This window comes from Stutzerimonas chloritidismutans (assembly GCF_038562055.1).
Classification (GTDB): domain Bacteria; phylum Pseudomonadota; class Gammaproteobacteria; order Pseudomonadales; family Pseudomonadaceae; genus Stutzerimonas; species Stutzerimonas chloritidismutans_A.
This window is the reverse complement of record NZ_JBCFXD010000001.1, coordinates 466,599-490,100: the sequence shown is the minus strand read 5'-3', so window position 1 is coordinate 490,100 and position 23,502 is coordinate 466,599. Positions and strand designations below refer to the sequence as shown.

24 protein-coding genes and 1 other RNA gene are annotated in these 23,502 nt (G+C 60.4%); 14 read left to right on the top strand and 11 right to left on the bottom strand.

Translation table 11 applies throughout. From position 1 onward, the window contains the following. Positions 1-7: 7 nt before the first annotated feature. The 4 genes from AAGW23_RS02180 to gpmI form a co-directional block, all read right to left on the bottom strand. Entirely contained in the window at positions 8-820 is an 813-nt protein-coding gene (locus tag AAGW23_RS02180) for a divergent polysaccharide deacetylase family protein (protein ID WP_342404714.1), read from the bottom strand. Positions 821-823: 3 nt separating this feature from the next. Then, a complete protein-coding gene (locus AAGW23_RS02175; protein WP_342404713.1) occupies positions 824-2,161 on the bottom strand; it encodes a S41 family peptidase in 1,338 nt (445 codons plus the stop codon). A 42-nt stretch (positions 2,162-2,203) separates the two neighbouring features. Then, complete coding sequence (locus AAGW23_RS02170; protein WP_342404712.1) at positions 2,204-3,472, bottom strand: murein hydrolase activator EnvC; 1,269 nt, start codon at positions 3,470-3,472, stop codon at positions 2,204-2,206. A 155-nt stretch (positions 3,473-3,627) separates the two neighbouring features. Further along, on the bottom strand, positions 3,628-5,163 hold the full coding sequence (gene gpmI / locus AAGW23_RS02165) for a 2,3-bisphosphoglycerate-independent phosphoglycerate mutase (protein ID WP_342404711.1): 1,536 nt from the start codon (positions 5,161-5,163) through the stop codon (positions 3,628-3,630). 140 nt (positions 5,164-5,303) lie between these two features. On the opposite strand from gpmI, the gene AAGW23_RS02160 reads away from it, so the two are divergent. From AAGW23_RS02160 to secB, 3 genes are all read left to right on the top strand, one after another. Then, positions 5,304-5,717: a rhodanese-like domain-containing protein gene (locus tag AAGW23_RS02160; protein ID WP_342404710.1), complete on the top strand. Its 414-nt coding sequence runs from the start codon at positions 5,304-5,306 to the stop codon at positions 5,715-5,717. 2 nt (positions 5,718-5,719) lie between these two features. Continuing rightward, positions 5,720-5,974 carry a glutaredoxin 3 gene (gene grxC / locus AAGW23_RS02155; RefSeq protein WP_342404709.1) on the top strand — a complete coding sequence of 85 codons (255 nt, stop codon included), beginning with the start codon at positions 5,720-5,722 and terminating at the stop codon, positions 5,972-5,974. Positions 5,975-6,061: 87 nt separating this feature from the next. Beyond that, positions 6,062-6,556 (top strand): protein-export chaperone SecB, encoded by a 495-nt coding sequence (gene secB / locus AAGW23_RS02150; protein ID WP_342404708.1) that lies wholly within the window; start codon positions 6,062-6,064, stop codon positions 6,554-6,556. A 52-nt stretch (positions 6,557-6,608) separates the two neighbouring features. Here the strand turns inward: secB and AAGW23_RS02145 are convergent, their stop codons facing one another. Continuing rightward, the gene (locus tag AAGW23_RS02145; RefSeq protein WP_342404707.1) at positions 6,609-7,586 is read right to left on the bottom strand and encodes an NADPH:quinone oxidoreductase family protein; all 978 of its coding nucleotides are present in this window, start codon (positions 7,584-7,586) and stop codon (positions 6,609-6,611) included. A gap of 185 nt (positions 7,587-7,771) precedes the next feature. Between AAGW23_RS02145 and AAGW23_RS02140 the strand changes: the two genes are divergently transcribed. Continuing rightward, entirely contained in the window at positions 7,772-8,179 is a 408-nt protein-coding gene (locus AAGW23_RS02140) for a flagellar basal body-associated protein FliL (protein WP_342404706.1), read from the top strand. A gap of 28 nt (positions 8,180-8,207) precedes the next feature. On the opposite strand, the gene AAGW23_RS02135 is transcribed toward AAGW23_RS02140, so the two are convergent. Beyond that, a complete protein-coding gene (locus AAGW23_RS02135) occupies positions 8,208-8,657 on the bottom strand; it encodes an EVE domain-containing protein (RefSeq protein WP_342404705.1) in 450 nt (149 codons plus the stop codon). A gap of 157 nt (positions 8,658-8,814) precedes the next feature. Here AAGW23_RS02135 and AAGW23_RS02130 point away from each other — a divergent pair, with 157 nt between their 5' ends. Continuing rightward, complete coding sequence (locus tag AAGW23_RS02130) at positions 8,815-9,000, top strand: hypothetical protein (protein ID WP_045423487.1); 186 nt, start codon at positions 8,815-8,817, stop codon at positions 8,998-9,000. 53 nt (positions 9,001-9,053) lie between these two features. Here AAGW23_RS02130 and AAGW23_RS02125 read toward each other — a convergent pair whose 3' ends face one another. The 4 genes from AAGW23_RS02125 to AAGW23_RS02110 form a co-directional block, all read right to left on the bottom strand. Further along, complete coding sequence (locus tag AAGW23_RS02125; protein WP_342404704.1) at positions 9,054-9,653, bottom strand: 5-formyltetrahydrofolate cyclo-ligase; 600 nt, start codon at positions 9,651-9,653, stop codon at positions 9,054-9,056. Between the two features lie 6 nt (positions 9,654-9,659). Continuing rightward, positions 9,660-9,838, bottom strand: a non-coding RNA gene (gene ssrS, locus AAGW23_RS02120) — 6S RNA. Positions 9,839-9,871: 33 nt separating this feature from the next. After that, on the bottom strand, positions 9,872-10,186 hold the full coding sequence (locus AAGW23_RS02115) for a cell division protein ZapA (RefSeq protein WP_046161525.1): 315 nt from the start codon (positions 10,184-10,186) through the stop codon (positions 9,872-9,874). Continuing rightward, entirely contained in the window at positions 10,183-10,392 is a 210-nt protein-coding gene (locus AAGW23_RS02110) for a TIGR02449 family protein (RefSeq protein WP_342404703.1), read from the bottom strand. Before AAGW23_RS02110 ends, AAGW23_RS02115 begins: the two co-directional genes overlap by 4 nt. Positions 10,393-10,516: 124 nt before the next feature. On the opposite strand from AAGW23_RS02110, the gene AAGW23_RS02105 reads away from it, so the two are divergent. The 9 genes from AAGW23_RS02105 (at position 10,517) to gcvP (ending at position 22,510) form a co-directional block, all read left to right on the top strand. Continuing rightward, positions 10,517-11,071 (top strand): YecA family protein, encoded by a 555-nt coding sequence (locus AAGW23_RS02105; RefSeq protein ID WP_102836578.1) that lies wholly within the window; start codon positions 10,517-10,519, stop codon positions 11,069-11,071. A 13-nt stretch (positions 11,072-11,084) separates the two neighbouring features. Then, positions 11,085-12,416, top strand: a complete 1,332-nt coding sequence (gene pepP, locus AAGW23_RS02100; RefSeq protein ID WP_342404702.1) for a Xaa-Pro aminopeptidase — start codon at positions 11,085-11,087, stop codon at positions 12,414-12,416. After that, complete coding sequence (gene ubiH, locus AAGW23_RS02095) at positions 12,417-13,595, top strand: 2-octaprenyl-6-methoxyphenyl hydroxylase (protein ID WP_342404700.1); 1,179 nt, start codon at positions 12,417-12,419, stop codon at positions 13,593-13,595. 157 nt (positions 13,596-13,752) lie between these two features. Further along, positions 13,753-14,973, top strand: a complete 1,221-nt coding sequence (locus tag AAGW23_RS02090) for a 2-octaprenyl-3-methyl-6-methoxy-1,4-benzoquinol hydroxylase (RefSeq protein WP_342404699.1) — start codon at positions 13,753-13,755, stop codon at positions 14,971-14,973. Positions 14,974-15,080: 107 nt separating this feature from the next. Beyond that, complete coding sequence (locus AAGW23_RS02085) at positions 15,081-16,082, top strand: extracellular solute-binding protein (protein ID WP_159966826.1); 1,002 nt, start codon at positions 15,081-15,083, stop codon at positions 16,080-16,082. 136 nt (positions 16,083-16,218) lie between these two features. After that, complete coding sequence (locus tag AAGW23_RS02080) at positions 16,219-17,835, top strand: iron ABC transporter permease (protein ID WP_342404697.1); 1,617 nt, start codon at positions 16,219-16,221, stop codon at positions 17,833-17,835. 137 nt (positions 17,836-17,972) lie between these two features. Continuing rightward, on the top strand, positions 17,973-19,055 hold the full coding sequence (gene gcvT / locus AAGW23_RS02075; protein WP_342404696.1) for a glycine cleavage system aminomethyltransferase GcvT: 1,083 nt from the start codon (positions 17,973-17,975) through the stop codon (positions 19,053-19,055). An 80-nt stretch (positions 19,056-19,135) separates the two neighbouring features. Next, positions 19,136-19,525, top strand: a complete 390-nt coding sequence (gene gcvH, locus AAGW23_RS02070) for a glycine cleavage system protein GcvH (RefSeq protein ID WP_342404694.1) — start codon at positions 19,136-19,138, stop codon at positions 19,523-19,525. A 108-nt stretch (positions 19,526-19,633) separates the two neighbouring features. Beyond that, a complete protein-coding gene (gcvP, locus tag AAGW23_RS02065; RefSeq protein ID WP_342404693.1) occupies positions 19,634-22,510 on the top strand; it encodes an aminomethyl-transferring glycine dehydrogenase in 2,877 nt (958 codons plus the stop codon). Positions 22,511-22,567: 57 nt separating this feature from the next. On the opposite strand, the gene yihA is transcribed toward gcvP, so the two are convergent. Further along, positions 22,568-23,230: a ribosome biogenesis GTP-binding protein YihA/YsxC gene (gene yihA / locus AAGW23_RS02060; protein ID WP_342404691.1), complete on the bottom strand. Its 663-nt coding sequence runs from the start codon at positions 23,228-23,230 to the stop codon at positions 22,568-22,570. Between the last annotated feature and the right edge of the window lie 272 nt (positions 23,231-23,502).

Sequence of the window (23,502 nt, the reverse complement as noted above, 5' to 3'; positions counted from 1 at the left end):
GCTGTATTCATCGATACAGGCCGTTTGCGCCGTGGGCGATCATGGCGCGGTTGCCTCGGGTGGCGATCATCTGGCCGAGGTCCACCCAGTCGATGCCCTGAGCCGCCAGCTTCGGCAGCTCCCGCTCCAACAGGGCGAGCGTTGCTGGGTGTGGGTGACCGATCACCACCACTGAACCCTGCCTGCGAGCGAGCTGTACGGCGGCGCGAAACTGTGCGGCAACGGCTTCGGGGTTGGGGTCGTCATCGAGAAAAATGTCACGAGAAAGACTCGCTAGGCCGATGCGTTGCGCAGTTGCGGCTGCAACGGTAGCTGCATTGGTACGGCTGTCGAGAAAGAACAGGTGGCGCTGTTGAAGCTCGCGCATGAGCGAAGCCATGGGCTCTTGGCGGCCGGTCATCTGGCTGCCCATGTGATTGTTAACGCCGCTGGCATGCGGCACCTTTGCAAGCGCATCGGTCAGCCGCCGGTCCAGCTCCGCTGCAGGCAGCTTCGGTTGCCAGGCGTAAGGCCCGTCAGCAGGGGCCATGGGAAGGTGCAACATGACGGTCTTGCCTGCCGCGTTGGCACGCTCGGCCAACTCTGTGGCATGCCGAGTGTCAGGCAGAATCGCCAAGCCCACAGGGCCGGGCAAGGCTAGAACGCGAGCATCACGCGCCGCGTTCTGGCCCAGGTCATCCATGACCAGTGCCAGCTTTGGCATTCGCGAAACGGATGCCAGATCGACGGCTTCGCCGTTGTTAAGGGGTGCGATATCCGTTGCGCCAACAGCCGCAAGCGGAACCAAAACTCCCAACAGCAAAGCTAGAACCCTGGGCATCAACTACTGGCCGCGGGTGAGGTTCAGCCCCTTGAGCAGATTCAGCGCCTGACCGAGTTGGTAGTCCTCGTCCTGAGGGCGTGGAGATTCACTGACAATCGGCGCCGTTGTGGGCCGGTCCTCGCCTCCGTTGCCATTGCCAAGGTGCCCGGCCAGATCGGCCTCGCGAATGCCTTCCGCCGCTTGTTCGCGCGTCAGTTTGGCGCGGGTGACCCGAATATCCGGCTCGATTCCCTGGGCCTGGATGGATCGACCGTTAGGCGTGTAATAAAGCGCAGTGGTGAGCTTCAGGGCTCGATCGTTATTCAGCGGAAGTACCGTCTGCACCGAGCCCTTGCCGAAGCTGTCGGTCCCCATGACCACGCCACGTTTCTGATCCTGCAAGGCGCCGGCCACGATTTCCGACGCCGAGGCGCTGCCGCCATTGATCAGCACGACCAGCGAAACGCCTTCGCTGGCGTCGGCCGAGTCTGCGTTGAAGCGCAGTTCGGAGTTGGCAATACGGCCCTTGGTGTAAACGATCAGGCCGTCAGTCAGGAAATGATCGGATACTTCCACTGCCGCCTGGAGTACTCCTCCGGGATTGTTGCGCAGATCGAGCACCAGTCCGTTGAGCTTCTTGCCATTTTCCTTGCGCAAGCGTGCCAGGGCCTTACCCACTTCCTCGCCGGTGTTGATCTGGAATTGCGTGACGCGCAGATAGCCATAGCCCGGCTCAAGCAGCTGACTCTTGACGCTGTTGACCTTGATCACGGCGCGGGTGAGCTTGACCGTAAAAGGTTTGCCGCCCTCGCGCACCAGTGAAAGCGATATATCGCTGCCTGGTTTGCCGCGCATCATGCCCACCGCATCCATCATCGACATGCCCTTGGTCGGCTTGCCGTCGATCTTGACGATCAGATCGCCCGCCTCGATGCCGGCCTTGGACGCGGGGGTGTCGTCGATCGGCGAGACCACCTTGATGAAGCCGTCTTCGATTCCGACTTCGATGCCCAGGCCGCCGAACTCGCCGCTGGTACTCTCTTGCAGCTCGGCAAAGGCATCGGGTTCGAGGTAGGCGGAATGGGGGTCGAGGTTGCTGAGCATGCCCTTGATGGCATTCTCCAACAGTGTTTTGTCGTCGACCGGCTCCACGTATGCGGCCTTGATTCGGTCCAGTACTTCGGCAAAAGTCCGGAGTTCTTCCAGCGGCAGCGGCGCTTTTTGCCTCGCGGCGTTTAGCTGGAGCGGTTCTTGGGCGATCTCAGGGGGCGATTGCTGCGCCCAGGCGCTACCGTACATCCCTAGCATGACGGTCAGGGCCAGGGTGGTGGGTTGGGCGAAACGGCACAGGTGCAGCATGTCTGACTCCAGTTGTGAGGGGCGCGCTAAGGCCTGAAGGGCCTATCCCTGAGCGCGACACCATTGTGCCGGATCGCTCGGGCGACCCTGTTGGCGAATGGCGAAATACAGTGCGGCAGACTCTTGCCCGCCACTGGTTCCTACGGTGGCGATCGGGTCGCCTGCCTTGACCATGTCTCCTGCATCACGCAGCAGGCTTTGATTGTGTCCATAGAGGCTCAGATAACCGTTGCCGTGATCGAGGATCACCAGCAGGCCGGCGCCACGCAACCAGTCGGCGAAGACCACGCGGCCTCCATGTACAGCTCGGACTTGAGTGCCAACGTCGGCACCAATCAGCACGCCGTCCCACTTGGTTCGAGCATCGCCTCCGCGCGGAGTGCCGTAGCGTGCCACCAATCTTCCGTCTACCGGCCAGGGCAGCTTGCCTTTGGCCTTGGCGAAAGGACCACCAAAATTTCCCCCCGCACTCGAGACGAGGGGGCCGGACGGTGCTCGGTTAGGGCCGCCAGCCTGCGGTTGACGCGCCTGTTCTTGTTCGCGCTCGCGGGCCATGGCCAGTTCGCGCTGGCGCGCTTGTTCGGCCTCCCGCGCCTGACGCGCAAGGGTTTCTTCAATGGTCTTGAGCACGCGCTCCAGCTGCGCCTGCTCCTGCTTGCGCGCTTTGAGTTTCTGGTCGCGGCTGGACAAGTCTTTATCGAGTTTGGCCAGCGCCAGTTGGCGCTCCTCGCGGACTTCGGCCAGTTGCGCTCGCCGTTGTTTGAGGCCGTCCTGCTGCTCTGCCAGCGTGGCTTGCTGCTTTTCAATACCTGCTTCCACGCCGGCTAGCTGGCGCAGCGTTTCATTGAAGCTCTCGAGCTGCTCGAAGCGGGCTTTGCTGAGATAGTCGTAGTAGGTCAGGGTGCGGCTGAATTTTTCCGGATTTTGCTGGTTGAGCAGCAGCTTCAGGTATTCCTCACGGCCGCTCTGATAAGCCGCCCGTGCCTGTATGCCGATCAGGCGTTGTTGTTCGATGCGAGCGCCTTCCAGTGTGGCTTTCTCGTCATTGAGACGTTCCAGCTCAGCCTCGCTGCGATCGATTTCCTGTTGCAAGGAATCGACCTGTTTCTCCAGCTGGCCCATTTCGCTTTCGGTCGTCTGCAGTTGCTTCTGGACCGCGGATTTCTCCAGTTCGATCTGTTTGAGCAGCTTCTGCAGTTCCGCGACGTCCTGGCGTGCCGCTTCGATCTGCTTGCGCGCATCCGCGCGTTCGTCCGCGATGGCTGAGCCAAGCAGGCAGAAAAGTGCGAATACGAGAAATATACGGGACATGAGAGGGCGTAACCGAGAGTTCAACGACCGTCGTAGTATGCCTAAAAAAGCACGGGCAATCTGCACGCCGTACGCTACAGATGACGGGGGCGATAACCGGTACGTCTTGCCGACGTACCGGTGCTTCAATGGTGGCGTTTAAGAGTTCGAGCGATTCAGCTCAGCTCGACAATCGAACGACCGGTCATCTCCGCGGGTACTGACATGCCCAGCAGCGTCAGCATGGTCGGTGCCACATCGGCGAGTACGCCGCCTTCGCGGATGGTCAGGTTGCGCTTGCCCACATAGATGAAGGGTACCGGCTCGCACGTATGAGCTGTGTGTGCCTGTCCGGTCATGACGTCTTCCATCTGCTCGACGTTGCCGTGATCGGCGGTGATCAGCGCTTCGCCGCCGACCTTGTCCAGTGCTTCGACGATCCGTCCAACACACGTGTCCAGGCATTCCACGGCCTTGACCGCCGCCTCGAATACGCCGGTATGGCCGACCATGTCTCCGTTGGCGTAGTTGACGATGATCACATCGTAGCGCTGGTTCTCGATGGCCTCGACGATGCGATCGGTCACCTCTGGCGCGCTCATCTCCGGCTGCATGTCGTAGGTGGCGACCTGCGGAGATGGAATCAAGATGCGCTCTTCGCCGGCAAAGGGTTCCTCGCGGCCGCCCGAGAAGAAAAAGGTGACGTGCGCGTATTTCTCTGTCTCGGCGATACGTAGCTGAGTCTTGCCGTTGTTCGCCAGGTATTCACCGAGCACGTTGGTCAGACCTTCCGGGGCAAAGGCGCTTGGCGCCGGGATGCTTGCCGCGTATTGCGTCAGCATCACGAAACCGGCCAGCGCTGGGACGCGGGTACGTTGAAATTCGCTGAAGCCAGGCTCGACAAAGCAGCGCGTCAATTCACGTGCGCGGTCAGCGCGGAAGTTCATGAACACCACGGCATCGCCGTCCTCCACGCGGACCGGCTCGCCAATGGTGGTCGCCTTGACGAACTCGTCGCTCTCGCCGCGCTCGTAGGCAGCAATCAAGCCGTCGACCGCATAGTCGGCATGGTATTCGGCCCTGCCGTCGACGATCAGGCTGTACGCCTGTTCGACCCTGTCCCAGCGGTTATCGCGATCCATGGCGAAGTAGCGGCCGATGAGGCTCGCGACGCGACCCTTGCCCAAGCGGGTAAAGGTCGCCTGCATCAGTTCGATTGAGTGCTGTGCGCTTTTCGGCGGTGTGTCGCGGCCGTCGAGGAAGGCGTGCAGGTAGATTTTGTCGGCGCCGCGCTTGGCGGCCAGTTCCGCCATTGCAACCAGGTGGTCCTGGTGGCTGTGTACGCCGCCGTCGGAAAGCAAGCCGAGAATATGCACCGCTTTGCCTGCGCCCACGGCCTTGTCCACGGCGGTACAAATGGTCGGATTCTCGAAAAATTCGCCGTCGCGGATGGATTTGGTGACCCGCGTGAAGTCTTGATACACCACCCGGCCAGCACCCAGATTCATGTGGCCGACTTCGGAATTGCCCATTTGGCCGTCCGGCAAACCGACATCCATGCCGCTGCCGGAAATCAGACCGTGAGGTTGGCTGGCCAGCAGGCGGTCATAGACTGGCTTGTTGGCCGCGTGTATGGCATTGAATTCGGGACTTTCACTGTGTCCGAAACCGTCGAGGATGATCAATACCAGGGGTTTGGGCGCGGCGGGCATGTGTTGGGCTCCTTGCACAGGTCGCGAAAAAAGGCGGCCAGTCTAATAGTTGGCCGGTTGGGCGTCACGATCCGCAGGGTTCAGCCCGGTGGGGGGGCTGTGTATACTGGCCCGCATTTTATCCCCCGAGTACCCTTTAGATGGTCGCTAACCTGATTGAATTTGTCTCTAACCACTATGTTCTGGTCAGCATCTTTCTGGTGTTGTTGGTTCTTCTCGCCATCACCGAGGCGCGCAAGGGTGGCAAGAGCCTGAGTAACCGCGAACTGACCGGTCTGGTCAACCGCGACGAAGGCGTGGTGTTGGACGTGCGCGCGAAGAAGGAGTTCGACGCCGGCCATATCGTCGATTCATTGAACATTCCCCACGAGAAGCTGGTCAGCCGACTGGGCGAGCTGGAAAAGCACAAGGGCAAGACGATTGTCGTCGTCGACGCCATGGGTCAGCACGCCGGAACGGCTTGCCGTGAGCTGCAGAAGGCAGGCCTAACTGCCGCGAAACTGTCCGGAGGAATTTCCAGCTGGCGCGGCGAAAATCTGCCAGTGGTTAAATAACTATGTCGAAAGTCGTCATGTACACCACCGCCTGGTGCCCGTTCTGTATCAGGGCCAAGAGCCTGCTTGATCGCAAGGGCATCAGCTACGAGGAAATTCCTGTCGACGGTAAGCCTGCGTTGCGCTCGGAAATGGCGGCGAAGGCTGGAAGAACTTCTGTCCCGCAGATATGGATCGGTGATGAGCACGTCGGTGGCTGCGACGAGCTGCACGCGTTGGAGCGGGCTGGCCGCCTGGATGCAATGCTTCAGGCGTGAATCGATAAAACGGCCCGTCGGTAGCGGTTGAGATTTCCGTACAGGCGGCGCGACTCAAATACGACATGCACAACAAGAAGGCTTCACATGACTGAACAAGCAAACAACGGTGCCGCCGCAGGTCAGGACGAGCAGGGCGCGCAGTTTTCACTGCAGCGGATCTATGTCCGCGACCTCTCTTTCGAAGCCCCGAAGAGCCCGGAAATCTTCCGCCAGGAATGGAATCCGAGCGTTGCGCTGGATCTGAACACCAAGCAGAAGTCGCTGGAAGGTGATTTCCACGAAGTAGTGTTGACGCTTTCCGTAACCGTCAAAACCGGTGAGGAAGTGGCTTTCATTGCTGAAGTGCAGCAGGCGGGCATCTTTTTGATCAAAGGGCTTGAAGCGCAGGCTATGAGCCATACGCTTGGCGCGTTTTGCCCAAATATCCTGTTTCCCTATGCGCGGGAAGCACTCGACAGTCTGGTCACGCGCGGCTCCTTCCCAGCGCTGATGCTGGCGCCAGTGAATTTCGACGCGCTCTACGCCCAGGAAATGGCTCGCATGCAGCAGGCCGGCGAAACTCCAGCTACCGCCCATTGATTCGGCGGCTGCCGCTCGTTGCGCACAACGGTGCGCAACGAGCGGATTCTCTTTAGCGCACTTTCACGACCAGCTTACCCACCGCCTTGCGTTGCCCAAGCGTATTGATTGCATCGGCTGCCTGCTCCAGGGCAAATGTCTGTGACACCAGTGGCTTCAGCTTGCCCTCGGCGTGCCATGCGAAAAGCTGCTTGAAGTTCGCCGCGTTGTCGTGTGGCTGCCGTTGGGCAAAGGATCCCCAAAACACACCCACAAGCGAGGCGCCTTTCAGGAGTGGCAGGTTAGCGGGAAGCGAGGGGATATCTCCTGCTGCGAAACCGACCACCAGCATTCGGCCATTCCAGGCGATGCTACGAAACGCCTCTTCGAACAGTGCGCCGCCAACCGGGTCGTAGATGACGTCGACGCCCTGGCCAGCAGTAAGCTCTTTCAGCTTTTCCTTGAGGCTGGTTTCGCTGTAGTTGATGAGTTCGTCGGCGCCCGCGTTTTTTGCCACTTCCAGCTTCTCGACAGTCGAGGCGGCGGCAATGACTTTTGCCCCCATTGCCTTGCCGATCTCTACGGCAGCCAGGCCGACCCCGCCAGACGCGCCAAGGACCAGCAAGGTTTCGCCCGGCTGCAGGTTGGCGCGCTGCTTCAATGCATGCATCGAGGTGCCGTAGGTCATGCTGAAGGCCGCGGCGGTTTCGAAATCCATCTCTTGAGGAATCGGCAATACGTTGTGCCCAGGTACCGCGACCTGCTCAGCGAAACTGCCCCAGCCGGTCAGCCCCATGACACGGTCACCGACCTTCAGGTGCGTAATCTTCTCGCCGACGGCCGCGACCACCCCGGCCGCCTCGCCGCCGGGGGAAAACGGAAATGGTGGCTTGAATTGATACTTGCCCTCGATGATCAGTGTGTCTGGGAAGTTGACGCCCGCTGCGTGCACATCGAGCAGCACGTCGCCCTTCTTGATCTGAGGGCTGTCGCACTCTTCTACGACGAGATTTTCGGCCGGGCCGAATGCTTTGCACAGGACAGCTTTCATCGAGTTTCCTTTTATTGTCGTATCTGGACTGATGGCACTCATGGCCTGGTTGTGTTCGGTCAGTCTAGAAGGCTGCTCGGTCGACGCAACGAGCATGTTCGGCTCTGATGGCAATTCATAAGGCTGGGCTTGGGTCCGTGCACATCACTGGGTATGCTGGCGCCAATAGCCCTAGGAGCAGTTCCGTGAAACGCATCATTCTTCTCTGTCTGGCCCTGGGCCTCGCGCTGCCCGTATTCGCCAACTCCCCCGAGCCCGAAGAGGGTGCCGCTTCTAAGACCATCTACTGCGGGTTGGTACCCGCATTGGTCGGCAACTATGGTTCCGACGGTAAGCTCAAGTACTACAAGGCAGATATCGCGCTGCGCGTGACCGGCAGTGAAGCCGAGGCCAAGGTAAAGCACCATGAGCCGCTCATTCGGAATCAGCTGGTCATACTGTTTTCCCAGCAAACGGATGCCAGCCTCGGCTCGGTCGAAGCCAAGGAAGCGTTACGTCAGGAAGCGCTCAAACAGGTACAGGCGGTGCTGACGCAAGAAGAAGGCAAGCCTCTGGTCGACGACCTGCTGTTCAACAATTTGATCATTCAGTAGCTGTGGGTCTAGCGGGCGGCTTGCTGACTCAGCGGAGTGAGAGCACGGCCTGCCATTCCGTCTCGGTAACAGGCATGACCGAGAGCCGACTACCTTTCTTGACGAGCGGCATCTGTGAAAGCGCCGGGTGCGCCTTCAGTTGAGGCAGCGTTAATGTCACCGGAAAACGCTCGACGAAGTCTACGTCCACAGCATCCCATGGATTTTTGGACGTAGTGGCTTTCGCATCGTAATACGGGCTAGCGGGATCCAGTGCAGTTGGGTCCTGATAAGCGCTGCGGATAATTTTTCCAATGCCGGCGATACCCGGTACTGCGCAGCTGGAGTGATAGAAGAAGAACAGGTCCCCCTCAACCATGTTTCTTAGAAAGTTGCGCGCTTGATAATTGCGCACACCGTCCCATCGGCCGGTTCCTAGTTGCTGTAGGTTTGCGATTGAAAACTCGTCGGGTTCGGACTTCATGAGCCAGTACGGCATGGTCTTTGCTCGCTGATATCTGCATCTTGGGTTCTCAAGCGAAACTCCCCGACAACCGGTCGCAACGCCTGTTTGCGCGGCATCGGTGCATAGCGGAGAATGCCGCGCTTGAGGTTGGCATTGTCGAGTCTGAAAAACTAAAACGATACTGACTCGAATGAAACTATTCGCCTGGCAGGGGGAGGCGAAAACTATGAAACGCAAGCCAGATATTCTTTGGATATTGGTGCTGATCTTTGGCCTCGGTGTCGTCACTACCGGCTACACTCAGGGCCTTTGGGAGCAATCAGGAGATTCGTCTTCGATGGTTCCGATCAGTCACTCTCAGCAGCTTCAACGCTGATCGAGTCCGCCGCATGGATGCGGCTAGCAACACTCTCCGCAACACCCGCCGCATCACCCATACCAGCTCTTGTTCGTCACGGTAGCCTGCAGGCTCACATCCCAGGGTTCTAGCGGTAGTCTGTCCACCTTCTGGCACTCATGTGCGAGCCCAAGAAGTGTCGGTTTGTGACCATTTTTGCGCCTGCCGCGATATGCCAGGCTTCGGTCGTAAAAGCCGCCGCCCATGCCCAGGCGCCCGCCGTGCTCGTCGAACCCGACCAAAGGCATCAGTACCAGATCGAGCGTCCAGATACGTCGTTGCCGTTTCGGGCGAAACGCGGGCTCTGCAATGCCAAAGCGATTCGGCCCCAGACGCTCGTTCGGCATGAGCCGTTGAAACACCATGCGTGTCCGCGGCCACGCGTTGAGCACTGGCAGATAGGCCGCCTTGCCGCGACGCTGCGCTTCAAGCATTAACGGGCGGGGGTCGATCTCGCCGTCGTTGGGCAGATAAAAGGCGATATGGCGAGCGCGACGGAACACTGGGTGCTGAGCAAGCTGACGGTAGAGGTCTCGTGCTGCAAGCCGTTGCTGGGTAGGAGACAGTTGGCGGCGAGCCTGGCGCAGCTGACGTCGCAGCGCTGGGCGAGAAAAACCTTTGGCTACGATCATGGGATGAGGCTCCCCAGCATGCCGCTGCCCGCGTAGGCCCTTGAACCCGAGAGTTCAAGGTGGCGACTACAGAGTACCTTAAGGCTTTCCGTCAGGCGGACATGCACACCGGCACTACGTGTAGCCTCCATGGTGTTGCTTATCGGGAGAGGGTCATCGCAGACTGGCGAACATGCCAGGGAGTGAGCGGGATTATAACGCAATCTGGCTTCCGTTCATCAGTTGCCGGTAGGGTTTGGATCGGCGGCTAAAGCGCTATCCACTCTTTCCAGCAAAGAGCGAACATGCTCGCGGGCACTGTTGGCTTCGGCGTCCAGGCGGTCATGCTTGTGCAGAAGCTCATGCGTGATGTTCAGCGCTGCCATGACCGCAACGCGATCGGCACCAATGACTTTGCCGCTGCTGCGTATCTCACGCATCTTGCGGTCCAGATAATGGGCGGCGCCTTCGAGATTGCTGCGCTCTTCGGGCGGGCAAGAAATGCAATATTCCTTGTCCATGATGTGCACGGTAACGGTGTTCGGCTGGGTCATGAGTCCTGCTCCAGAGCTTTCAGGCGCGAAATCATTGATTCGACCTTCACGCGGGCCATTTCGTTCTTTTCGATCAGATGAGCGCGCTCCTCGCGCCACGCCTGCTCACTCTGGCGCAGGAGACGATTCTGCGCCTTGAGTTGCTCGATGCGTTGAATCAGCTGCTCCAGCTTGGCAGTCAGCAATTGCAGGTCGGCGTCTTCCATGGGATTCCCGTGTCAATGGCGCGAGCGCTGGGTGGGCCGGCTTCGATGGTCTTGGCTCGTGTGCCGATGCTAGGATACAAGGCCTTCATTCTAGACATTAGCGCCTCTGCGCGCCTAGCTGCCAATGCCCATTCAGAACTCGCCTTACGCTGCTTTCGCAACATTGTTGGCCAGCAGTGCCCAACCCGTCACACCCGCCGAGCTGCACGGTCTGTTGCTCGGGCGCAGCTGCGCCGGCGCTGGCTTCGACGCCGAATCCTGGCTGATCGATGCTGTGGAGCTGCTTGGTGCCGAACCTGACGAGCCGGTGCGCCAAGCACTGATCGGACTGCAGGAAATGGTCAAAGGCGAACTCGCCGGCGATGACATTGCAATTGTCTTGCTGCTGCCCTCCGATGATGCGCCGCTTGCCGAGCGCGCGCTCGCACTGGGGCAGTGGTGCCAGAGCTTTCTGGCCGGCTTCGGGCTGGTTGCCGGTGACCGCGCGCTGAGCGGTGAGGCCGTCGAAGTCTTACAGGACTTGGCGGCGATCGCTCAGATTCAGGACTCGCTGGACGAGTCCGAGGACGGCGAAAGCGATTACATGGAAGTCATGGAATACCTGCGCGTTGCGCCGTTGCTGTTATTCACCGAATGCGCAAAACCCGTACCGCCGACACCCAAGCCCTCCCTGCATTGAGGACCGCCTGTCCATGACCCGCATCCCCAGAACCGAATACGTTCGCCGGCGCAAGGCGCTGATGGCGGAGATGGAGCCCAACAGCATTGCCATCCTGCCGGCAGCGCCGATGTACATCCGCAACCGTGACGTCGAGCATATCTACCGTCAGGACAGTGATTTTCAGTATCTCTCTGGGTTCCCCGAGCCTGAGGCTGTGATTGCGCTGATCCCAGGCCGGGAGCACGGTGAGTATGTGCTGTTCTGTCGCGAGCGCGATCCGGCTCGCGAGTTGTGGGATGGCCTGCGCGCAGGGCAGGACGGCGCCATCGCGGAGTATGGAGCGGATGACGCGTTTCCTATCGGGGATATCGACGACATTCTTCCCGGTCTGATAGAGGGTCGCTCTCGCGTCTACTACGCCATCGGCAGCAACCAGGAGTTCGACCACCGGTTGATGGAGTGGATCAACACCATCCGCTCCAAGGCTCGACAGGGTGCGCAGCCGCCGAACGAGTTCGTTGCGCTTGATCACCTGCTGCACGACCTGCGCCTATACAAGTCTGCGAACGAAGTAAAGGTGATGAAGCAGGCGGCAGAGATTTCGGCGCGTGCCCATATCCGTGCCATGCAGGCCAGTCGTGCGGGACTCTACGAATACCACCTGGAAGCCGAGCTCGATTACGAGTTTCGCAAGGGCGGGGCGAAGATGCCTGCTTATGGGTCAATCGTTGCGGCCGGGAAGAATGCCTGCATCCTGCACTACCGCGAGAACGATGCGCTGCTGAGGGACGGCGATCTGGTGCTGATCGACGCAGGTTGCGAAATCGACTGCTACGCCAGTGACATTACCCGAACGTTCCCAGTCAGCGGCCGTTTTTCGACCGAGCAAAAAGCGATTTACGAACTGGTGTTGGCTGCCAACGAAGAGGCGTTCAAGCACATTGCGCCCGGTAAGCACTGGAATGAGGCACACGAGGCGACCGTGCGAGTCATCACCGCCGGGTTGGTGGACCTGGGGCTGCTCAATGGCGATGTCGGCGAGTTGATTGCCGCTGAAGCCTACAAGCCTTTCTACATGCATCGCGCCGGCCATTGGCTGGGGATGGATGTGCATGACGTCGGTGACTACAAGGTCGGTGGTGAATGGCGTGTGCTCGAGCCTGGCATGGCGATGACCGTCGAGCCGGGCATTTATATTGCGGCTGACAACCAGGATGTGGCGAAGAAGTGGCGCGGTATCGGCGTTCGCATCGAAGATGATGTAGTGGTGACTCGTCATGGTTGTGAGATTCTCACGAACGTCGTGCCTAAATCGGTTGCCGAGATCGAAGCACTGATGGCGGTTTCCGCCGAGGTCGCGTAGATGGCCGCGCTGGCGATCGTTGGCGGCGGGCTGGTTGGCGCCAGTTTGGCGTTGGCGCTGCAGCGTGGCGCTAAAGAGCGCGGCTGGACAATCGAGCTGATTGAGCCTTTCGAGCCGGGCCACGACTATCAGCCGAGCTACGACGCACGTTCTACGGCGTTGTCCTACGGCACACGGCTTATCTACCAGTGCTTGGGCGTGTGGGGTCAAATCGCCGAGCGTGCAGAGCCGATCACCGATATTCATGTCTCCGACCGCGGGCGGGCAGGTGTCACTCGACTCGATGCTGCCAGCCAGCAAGTGCAAGCGCTGGGTTACGTCGTGGAGAATGCCTGGATCGGTCACTGCCTCTGGCAGGCACTTGATGACAATGTAGTGACCCGTCGCTGCCCTGCCGAAGTCGAGTACATGCGAGCTGTGCCGGGTGGCTATCGGCTGACGTTGACTGACAGTCAAACGCTCGACTGCGATCTTGCTGTGCTGGCCGACGGTGGCCGCTCGGGCTTGCGTGAGCATCTCGGGATCGAAGTCAAACAGTCGCCTTATGGGCAGACGGCGCTGATCGCCAATGTAACGCCCGGCATCCCGCACGGCGGGCGAGCGTTTGAGCGTTTCACAGATGAAGGGCCGATGGCGCTGCTGCCGCTGCCTGATAACCGTTGCGCTCTCGTCTGGACTCGGCCGGAGCGGGATGCGGCGCGTCTTGGCTCGATCCCTGAAACGGAGTTTCTCGACGAGCTGCAGCAGGCCTTTGGCTATCGGCTTGGGGGGTTCCAGCAGGTTGGAGCGCGGCACCTTTATCCGCTTGTGCTGATCGAGGCGGAAGAACAGGTGCGCTCCAGCTTGGTCGTGCTGGGCAATGCTGCACACAGCTTGCACCCTATTGCCGGGCAGGGTTACAACCTATCCCTGCGAGACACCGAGGCGCTTGCGGTCGCGCTTTTGCACAGTTCGGCGCCGCTGGGCGACCTGAGCGTACTGCAGGGCTACCATCGGCAGCAGCGTTCGGATCAGCGACTCACGGTGGGCTTTTCCGATCAACTGACTCAGCTGTTCGGTGAATCGGGGCGCCTCTCGGTTGCTGGGCGAAATCTTGGGTTGCTGGGGTTGGATTTGCTGCCGCCCGCCAAAGCCTGGTTTGCACGACAGGCGATGGGAATGGGCGTGCGCGAGCGTTAGGACGGAGTCGAGTACGCTGCCTTGGCAGGTACCGATACGCCGGAACAGCAGTATTTCGACCAGCCGCTGCGGCTGAACCCTAAGGTCGGATGTTCGAATACGCGATGGCGCAGGCGAGCGGGCCGACTGTATGCAGGACGGGCAGGAGAGAGCAGTAATGCAAACGGACCTCATCATCGTTGGCGCCGGAATGGTCGGCAGCACCTTGGCTTTGGCCCTGCAGGACTCCGGCCTTACCATCATGCTGGTCGACGGCGGCCCGCTGGACTTGCCGCCGTTCAAAGCGTCGGACAATTTCGAACCACGCGTCAGTGCCCTGTCGGCTGCCAGTCAGCGCATTCTCCAGCGCGTCGGTGCCTGGGAGGGGATTGTCAGTCGACGCGCCAGTCCTTATCTGGACATGCATGTGTGGGATGGCTCTGGCACCGGTCAGATCGATTTCTCCGCCGCCGCAGTGCACGCCGATGTCCTTGGTCATATCGTCGAGAATCGGGTCGTGCAGGATGCTTTGCTGGATGCGCTGAAGGACCGTGGCTCAGTAGCACTCAAGGGCAATGCACGACTTGAGCAGCTGCAGCAGAACGAGGACGGGTGGACTCTGACGCTTGCTGACGGGCAGCAGCTGAGCGCCAGCCTGGTAGTTGCGGCCGACGGCGCCAGCTCTACGGTCCGCCAGCTGGCCGGCTTTGAAACCCGCGAATGGGATTATCTGCATCATGCCATCGTCACCAGCGTGCGCTGTACCGAGCCGAACGAGCAGGCTGCGTGGCAGCGGTTCACTGACGAAGGGCCTTTGGCGTTTCTGCCATTGCAGCGGGAGGGCGACGCACACTGGTGCTCCATCGTCTGGTCTGTCACGGAGACCGAGGCGCAACGGCTGATGATGCTGGACGACGTCGCGTTCTGTCAGGCGCTTGGGCGTGCCTTCGAATATCGCTTGGGTGAGATAGTCGAGGCCGATCCGCGCTTATGCATCCCGCTGCGTCAACGCCATGCCAAGCGTTACGTGCAACCTGGTTTGGCATTGATTGGCGATGCGGCACATACCATTCATCCGTTGGCTGGCCAGGGCGTTAACCTTGGGTTGCTCGACGCAGCCGTGCTTGCAGAGGTGCTGCAGGCCGCGGTCGCGCGAGGCGCGCAGCTGGGAGATCCGCGGGTATTGGGGCGTTTCGAGCGGCGCCGAATGCTACATAATCTGACCATGATGGCGGCGATGGAGGGGTTCGAACGTTTGTTCCAGGCCGATCCGCTGCCGCTGCGCTGGTTGCGCAATGCGGGCCTGAAAGGTGTTCAGGCGCTACCTGCAGCCAAAGCGCTGTTTGTTCGTCAGGCGCTGGGCTTGAGCGGTGACATGCCGGACCTGGCTCGGATCTGATCGGTTGTGAGTTTCCCCGCCGTCGGCGCGCGCGAATTGTCGCGTTGAGAAAGTAAATGACATTCAATACTATTCAGTCTCTTGAACAATTTATAAGAGGCTGATCCATGCAGGCAAGCAAAGGTTTACTCGCCGTTCTCGCGCTCACTGCGCTGTCGAGTGCTGTACAGGCTGCCGACGAAGTAGTGGTTTACTCTTCGCGGATCGATGAGCTGATCAAGCCGGTTTTCGATGCCTACACCGCCAAGACGGGCGTCAATGTCAAGTTCATCACGGACAAGGAAGCGCCGCTGATGGCCCGCATCAAGGCCGAAGGCGAAAATACGCCGGCGGATCTGCTCCTGACGGTAGACGGCGGCAACCTCTGGCAGGCCGAGCAGATGGGTATTCTTCAGCCGATGAACTCGGCGGTTGTGAACGACAACATCCCATCGCAGTACCGCTCTTCTACTGATGGCTGGACAGGTTTGTCGCTGCGAGCGCGGACCATCGTTTATTCGCCTGAGCGTGTCGAAGAAGGCGAGCTGACTACCTACGAAGCGCTGGCCGACAAGAACTGGGATGGCCGTCTGTGCCTGCGGACCAGCAAGAAGGTCTATAACCAATCGCTGACCGCCACGCTGATCGAAACTCATGGCGCCGAGAAGACCGAAGAAATCGTCAAGGGCTGGGTAGACAACCTGGCCACAGACGTATTCGCCGACGACACCGCGTTGATTCAGGCGATCGACGCCGGTCAGTGTGATGTAGGTATCGTCAACACCTACTACTACGGTCGCCTGCATGCACAAAACCCGGATCTGAAAGCCAAGCTTTTCTGGCCGAACCAGGACGGTCGCGGTGTGCATGTCAATCTGTCGGGTATCGGCTTGACCAAGCACGCGCCGCATCCGGAGGCTGCACGCAAGCTGGTCGAGTGGATGACCACCGCCGAAGCGCAAAACATCTTCGCCGACATCAACATGGAGTTTCCGGCAAACCCCGAGGTGAAATCCTCGGCTGAGGTTTCTGCCTGGGGTGATTTCAAGGCGGACACCATCCCGGTCGAAGTGGCCGGTAAGCGTCAGGCCGAAGCGATCATGCTGATGGACCGTGCGGGTTGGCGATAAGCCGCTCTCGGCTGGCCGCCTAGGCGGCCAGTCAGGCTCTGTGCACATCTGAGTGCTGGGTTGCCGTTTGCAGCTACGGCTATAATCGACGCCCCCGCACGCCGGGGGCGTCGTCTTTTTTGCTGTTGAGGCTTGCGTGTCCCACCCCGTCGAGCGCCGCTGGTATCCCATCACTTTCGCAATTGCCGCGTTGGTATTGCTGCCGCTGAGCGTCCTGCTGTTCAGTTGGAGCGATATCGATACCGACATCTGGTCGCATCTCTGGCAGACCCAGATGCCGCGCCTGATGGCCAATACGCTGACGCTGGTTCTGGGCGTTTCGGTGGGTGTAACCGTGCTCGGGGTGAGCCTCGCGTGGTTGACTTCGTTATGCGAGTTTCCGGGGCGGCGCTGGCTGGATTGGGCGCTGATGCTGCCTTTTGCGATTCCCGCCTATGTGCTGGCGTTCGTCTTCATTGGCCTGCTCGATTTCGCTGGGCCGGTGCAGACGCTGGCTCGGGAGTGGTTCGGCAGTGGCGTGCGCTTTCCGCGGGTCCGTTCCACCGGCGGTGTCATCACCGTGCTGGTGCTGGTCTTCTACCCGTATGTCTATCTGCTTGCCCGCTCAGCCTTCATTGCTCAGGGTAAGGGGCTGATGGAGGCGGCGCGCGTCCTCGGCAAGTCTCCCTGGAAGGCCTTCTGGAGCGTCGCGCTGCCGATGGCGCGCCCGGCTATCGGTGCCGGTCTGGCGCTGGCCTTGATGGAAACATTGGCCGATTTCGGTGCCGTTGCGGTGTTCAATTTCGATACCTTCACCACGGCGATCTATAAAACCTGGTACGGGTTTTTCAGCCTCACCAGCGCGACCCAATTGGCCAGTTTGTTGTTGTTGGCGGTAATGCTGGTGCTCTACGGTGAGCGGCGCGCGCGGGGATCGGCCAGGCCGGCGAATGATCGGGCGCGCTCGGCGGTGCTCTATCGTCTTCGCGGTTTCAAGGCTCTGGCCGCCAGCAGCTGGTGTGGCCTGGTGTTTCTTTGCGCCTTCGTCATACCCGTGCTGCAGTTGCTGGTCTGGCTCTGGCAGCGCGGACGCTTCGATCTCGATGAGCGCTATACCGGCTTGATCCTGCATACCCTCTATCTGGGCGGTCTGGCGGCGTTGATCACGGTGACCGTGGCGCTGTTGCTGGCCTTTGCTCGACGCCAGACACCGCTGCGTCCGATAAAAATGGCAGTGGGGCTGGCGAATCTGGGTTACGCGTTGCCGGGGTCGGTGCTGGCCGTGTCGATCATGCTCGCGTTCAGCTACCTGGACCGCGAGTTGGTGGTGCCGCTGTCCGGCTGGCTCGGTGGCGCGCAGAAGCCGATCTTGCTCGGCAGTCTCGGTGCTTTGCTGCTGGCCTACCTGATTCGCTTCATGGCGGTAGCGTTCGGTCCGCTGGAAAGCGCGCTGGCACGCATCCGGCCCTCCTTGCCGCAGGCGTCACGCAGCCTTGGTGTCGGCGGCCCGGCACTGTTCTTCCGGGTCTACCTGCCGTTGTTGTTACCCGGAACGCTAAGTGCCGCATTGCTGGTATTCGTCGATGTGCTGAAGGAGATGCCAGCCACGCTGCTGATGAGGCCGTTCGGTTGGGACACGCTGTCGGTGAGGATCTTCGAGATGACCAGCGAAGGCGAGTGGGCGCGTGCTGCCCTGCCTGCGCTGACGCTGGTACTGGTCGGGCTTTTGCCGGTCATCCTGTTGATTCGGCGCTCTGCCCGGCGAGTCGGTTGAGCGCTCCATCACCTCACCGTGACCTGTCACGGGCTTGGGGCTACAATGCGCGCCATTCAAAATACGTCGGGCCGGCTGCTCGGCTCTAATAAGCTCTACCCACGCCGCTTTGGCGACCTGCCCGGAAGGAGAAACCCATGGGTCAGCGTACTCCCCTCTACGATCAGCATCTTGCACTTGGCGCCAAAATGGTCGACTTCGGCGGCTGGGACATGCCGCTGCATTACGGCTCCCAGGTTGAAGAACATCATCAGGTGCGACGTGATTGTGGGGTCTTCGACGTCTCCCATATGACGGTCGTCGATGTCGCGGGGGCGGATGCTAAGGCCTACCTTCAGCGTCTGCTGGCCAACGATGTGGGCCGCCTTGGGCAAGACGGCAAAGCACTGTATTCGGCGATGCTCAACGAGCGCGGCGGCGTGATCGACGACCTGATCGTTTATCTAACCGATTGGGGATATCGCCTGGTCGTCAACGCCAGCACCCGCGACAAGGACCTGGCCTGGATGCAGGCGCAGGCCGAGGGATTTGCCGTGGAGGTGACCGAGCGTCCAGAGCTGGCGATGCTGGCTATCCAGGGTCCCCACGCACGGGCACGGACCTCCGAGCTGGTCAACCAGGCCCGCGCTGCATTGATTCACGAGCTCAAGCCATTTCATGGTCATGCCGTCGGCGATTGGTTCATCGGTCGCACGGGCTACACCGGCGAGGACGGCCTGGAGATCATCCTGCCGGCCGACCAGGCGCCGGACTTTCTAAGCGAGTTGGTCGGGGCCGGTATTTCACCGATCGGCCTGGGCGCGCGTGACACGCTGCGACTGGAGGCTGGGCTGAATCTATACGGCCAGGATATGACCGAAGACGTCTCGCCGCTGCAGGCCAACATGGCCTGGACGGTAGCCTGGAAGCCGATGGAGCGTGACTTTATCGGGCGCTCCGCGCTGGAGACTCAGAAGGCGCAGAGCGATCTGCCGAAACTGGTAGGGCTGGTGCTCGAAGAGCGTGGCGTTCTGCGTGCCCATCAGATCGTTCGGGTCAATGGTATTGGTGAGGGCGAGATTACCAGCGGCAGTTTTTCGCCTACGCTTGGAAAGGCCATCGCGCTAGCGCGTGTCCCTGCCGGGGCGGGCGATCGTGCCGAAGTGGAAATTCGTGGTAAGTGGTATCCCGTGCGCGTGGTGCAGCCGACTTTCGTGCGTCACGGCAAAGTACTGGTGTAAATTCGGCCGACTGCAATTTTGCAACGGGCCGCTAAGCCTGCTTCGTGCCCGCAACCGACAGTTTTATTGAGGACCTACGAATGAGCGATATCCCCAGCGATCTGCGTTACGCCGCCAGCCACGAGTGGGCCCGTCTCGAATCCGACGGTAGTGTGAAAGTCGGTATCTCCGACCATGCCCAGGAAGCGTTGGGCGACGTGGTGTATGTGGAGCTGCCAGAAATCGGCCAGCAACTGACTGCCGGGCAGCAGGCCGGTGTGGTGGAATCGGTGAAGGCTGCGTCGGACATCTACGCACCCATCTCCGGAGAGGTGGTCGCGATCAACGAACAACTCACCGACTCGCCGGAAGCCGTCAACAGCGAGCCCTATGGCAGCTGGTTCTTCCGGGTTCAGCCGAGCGATGCTTCGCAACTGGAGAAGCTGCTCGATGCAGAGGGTTACAAGGCCTCCTGCGACGCTGAAGCTTAAGCCTTCCAAACTCAAAAGCCCCGCAGTGCAGGCGTGTGAAAGCCGAGCGTAGTCGTTTTTCACATCAGTCCGGTATGTCGGGGCTTTCCTTTTTCGAGAGAAGCAGTGATGTCTCAAGTGCCGCGCCTTTCCCAGCTCCAGCAATCTGACGCCTTTCTGCGTCGTCATCTCGGCCCTGATGCCGCTGAACAGCAGGCCATGCTTGAAGCGCTCGGCTTGTCCAGCCGCGAAGAGTTGATCAAGCAGACCGTGCCGCCGGCGATTCGTCTGCAAGGCGACCTGGCACTGCCGGCAGCGCTGGACGAGCAGGAAGCACTGGCGCGCCTTCGGGGCTATGCGGAACAGAATCAGCTGTGGACCAGCCTGATCGGCATGGGCTACCACGGCACGATCACGCCGCCCGTAATCCTGCGCAATGTGCTGGAGAATCCGGGCTGGTATACCGCTTACACGCCTTATCAGCCGGAGATCGCGCAGGGCCGCCTTGAAGCGCTGCTGAATTTCCAGCAGCTGACCATCGATCTCACCGGGCTCGACCTGGCTAACGCCTCGCTACTCGATGAAGCAACCGCTGCAGCGGAGGCCATGACCCTGGCGCGGCGCATGGCCAAGAGTAAAAGCAACTGCTTCTTCGTCGATGAGAACTGTCATCCGCAGACGCTCTCCGTGGTGCAGACGCGTGCCGAAGCCTTTGGTTTTGAACTAGTGGTCGGTGCGCTTGATGAGATCGCGGCGCAGGACGTCTTCGGCGCACTGCTGCAGTACCCCGACACTCATGGCGAAATTCGCGATCTGCGCCCGGCAATCGAGGCGCTGCATGCCAAGCAGGCGCTGGCCTGCGTTGCCGCGGACCTGCTCAGCCTGCTGCTGTTGACACCGCCTGGCGAGCTCGGCGCGGATGTGGTGCTCGGTTCGACCCAGCGCTTCGGCGTCCCGATGGGATATGGCGGTCCGCACGCCGCCTATTTCGCCACCCGCGACGCCTTCAAGCGCGCCATGCCCGGCCGCATCATCGGCGTGTCCAAGGACGCCCGCGGCAACACGGCGCTGCGCATGGCTCTGCAAACCCGCGAACAACATATCCGTCGCGAAAAGGCTAACTCGAACATCTGTACCGCCCAGGTACTGTTGGCCAACATTGCCAGTTGCTTCGCGGTCTACCATGGCCCTGAAGGGCTCAAACGTATCGCTCAGCGTACCCATCGGCTGACGTCGATTCTGGCCGGTGCGCTGGAGCAACGCGGCATCAAACGTCTCAATCAGCACTTCTTCGACACGCTGACCCTGGACGTCGGTGGCGCACAGACCGCGATACTCGAAAGCGCACGTGCCGCTAGGATCAACCTGCGCATCCTCGGACGCGGCAAGCTGGGCGTCAGCCTGGACGAGACGTGCAACGAGCAGACCGTCGAGAAGCTGCTGACGGTCTTCCTTGGCGCGGATCATGGACTGAGCGTCGTAGAGCTGGATGGCGGCGAAATCGTCAGCGGTATTCCGACTGCGCTGCAGCGCAGCAGCGGCTACCTGGCGCATCCGGTGTTCAATACGCACCACAGCGAAACCGAGATGCTGCGCTACCTCAAGCAGCTGGAAAACAAGGATCTGGCCCTGAACCAGGCGATGATTCCGCTCGGTTCCTGCACCATGAAGCTGAACGCCACCAGCGAGATGATTCCGATCACCTGGCCAGAGTTTGCCAACCTGCATCCGTTTGCCCCGCGGGAGCAAGCTCAGGGTTACAAGCTAATGATCGACGAGCTGGAAGCCTGGCTTTGCACGATCACCGGCTTCGACGCGATCTCCATGCAGCCCAACTCCGGCGCGCAGGGCGAGTACGCGGGGCTGGTGGCCATTCGTAAGTATCACGAGAGTCGCGGCGAAGGACAGCGTGATATCTGCCTCATTCCGTCGTCGGCGCACGGCACCAATCCGGCGTCGGCACAGATGGTCAGCATGCGCGTGGTTATCGTCGAATGCGACAAGGCCGGCAACGTGGACCTGGAGGACCTCAAGCGCAAGGCCGCTGAGGCGGGTGACAAGCTGTCGTGCCTGATGATCACCTACCCATCGACCCACGGCGTCTATGAAGAAGGCGTCCGCGAGATCTGCGAAACCATCCACGCCCATGGCGGCCAGGTCTATATGGATGGCGCCAATCTCAACGCCCAGGTCGGCTTGGCGCGGCCGGCTGACATCGGTGCCGATGTCTCGCACATGAACCTGCACAAGACCTTCTGCATTCCGCATGGCGGTGGCGGTCCGGGCATGGGCCCGATCGGCATCAAGGCGCATCTGCAGCCATTCGTTGCCAACCATCCGGTCATCGAGTTGCAAGGTCCCAACCCCGAGAATGGCGCGGTCAGCGCAGCGCCCTGGGGGAGCGCCAGCATCCTGCCGATCAGCTGGATGTACATCGCCATGATGGGCCCGCAACTCCGGGATGCCACTGAGGTTGCAATCCTCAGCGCCAACTACCTCGCGATGCGTCTCGGTGAAGCCTTCCCAGTCCTGTATAGCGGCCGCAATGGGCGTGTAGCCCATGAATGCATCATCGATCTACGACCCTTGAAGGCGCAGACCGGCATTACGGAGGAGGACGTCGCCAAGCGACTGATCGACTATGGTTTCCATGCGCCGACCATGTCCTTCCCGGTCCCTGGCACCCTGATGATCGAACCGACCGAGAGCGAGTCGAAAGCGGAGCTGGATCGTTTCGTCGAGGCGATGCTGAGCATTCGTGCGGAGATAGCCAGGGTGCAGGATGGAGGTTGGCCTGCAGAGGACAATCCGCTGGTACGCGCTCCGCACACATTGGCCGATGTCACCAATCTTTGGGATCGCCCTTACAGCATCGCCGAAGGCGTTACGCCCAGCTCCCATACCCGGGCGCACAAATACTGGCCGGCAGTGAATCGAGTCGACAACGTATTTGGTGACCGCAACCTGTTCTGCGCCTGCGTGCCGATTGAGGATTACCGCGAGTAGTGCTGATCCGCCCGGGCTGACTTCTGCGTCAGATCGGGCGGTATCTCTCCCGAAGGATCAGTCTTCTTGTGAAGGCTCCTCGGACGCATCATCGTCTTCTTCGCCGATCATCCCCAGTAGCTGCGCCAGCACCAACTGCGCTTCTTCCACGCCCTGGCGTTTCGGTGCCGAGAATAGCTGGACGCTCACACCGTCTCCCCAACCTTTGCGGATGTCGCGCTGGATGGCCAGCAGCGCGTTCTTTGCTGCGCCAAAGGCAAGCTTGTCCGACTTGGTCAGCAGGATATGCAGCGGCATCTCGCTGGCGTTGGACCAGTCGAGCATCATGCGATCAAACTCGGTCAGCGGATGGCGGATGTCCATCATCAAAAACACGCCCGCGAGACTTTCGCGGCTGCTCAGGTACGCCTCCAAGTGTCGTTGCCAATGTTGCTTGAGAGGGATCGGCACTTTTGCATAGCCGTAGCCAGGCAGATCGACCAAACGGTGGTGCTCGTCGAGACTGAAAAAGTTAAGCAGCTGAGTGCGCCCCGGCGTCTTGGACGTGCGGGCCAGACTGGCATGGGTGAGCGTGTTCAGCGCACTGGACTTGCCTGCATTCGAGCGACCGGCGAAAGCGACTTCCAAGCCTTCGTCAGCCGGGCATTGATCGACCTTAGCGGCACTGGTCATAAACGTGGCTTGCTGGCAGAGGCCTAAAATCGGGTTTTTTGGGAGCATGGGCTTTCCGGTGAGTGCGCGCGGGGGTGCGGCAATGGTTCATTTCCGTTTCAGGAGCGCCAGTATATAATGCCGCAGATTTTGTGTGCGCTTTGGTCTAAAAACGAGCCGGGTAGCCGCTCTGCCGGTCGCTTATGGCGATTGATCGGAAGCGCGTGAAGCGTGCTCCAGCGCCAGGTCAGACGTCACCCTGTTTATAACGAGCGTCGCCATGGCCCTAATCGGTCGGACTGCCGAATAAGATTTCTTTAAACCCTTAGCCGTAGTTGGAT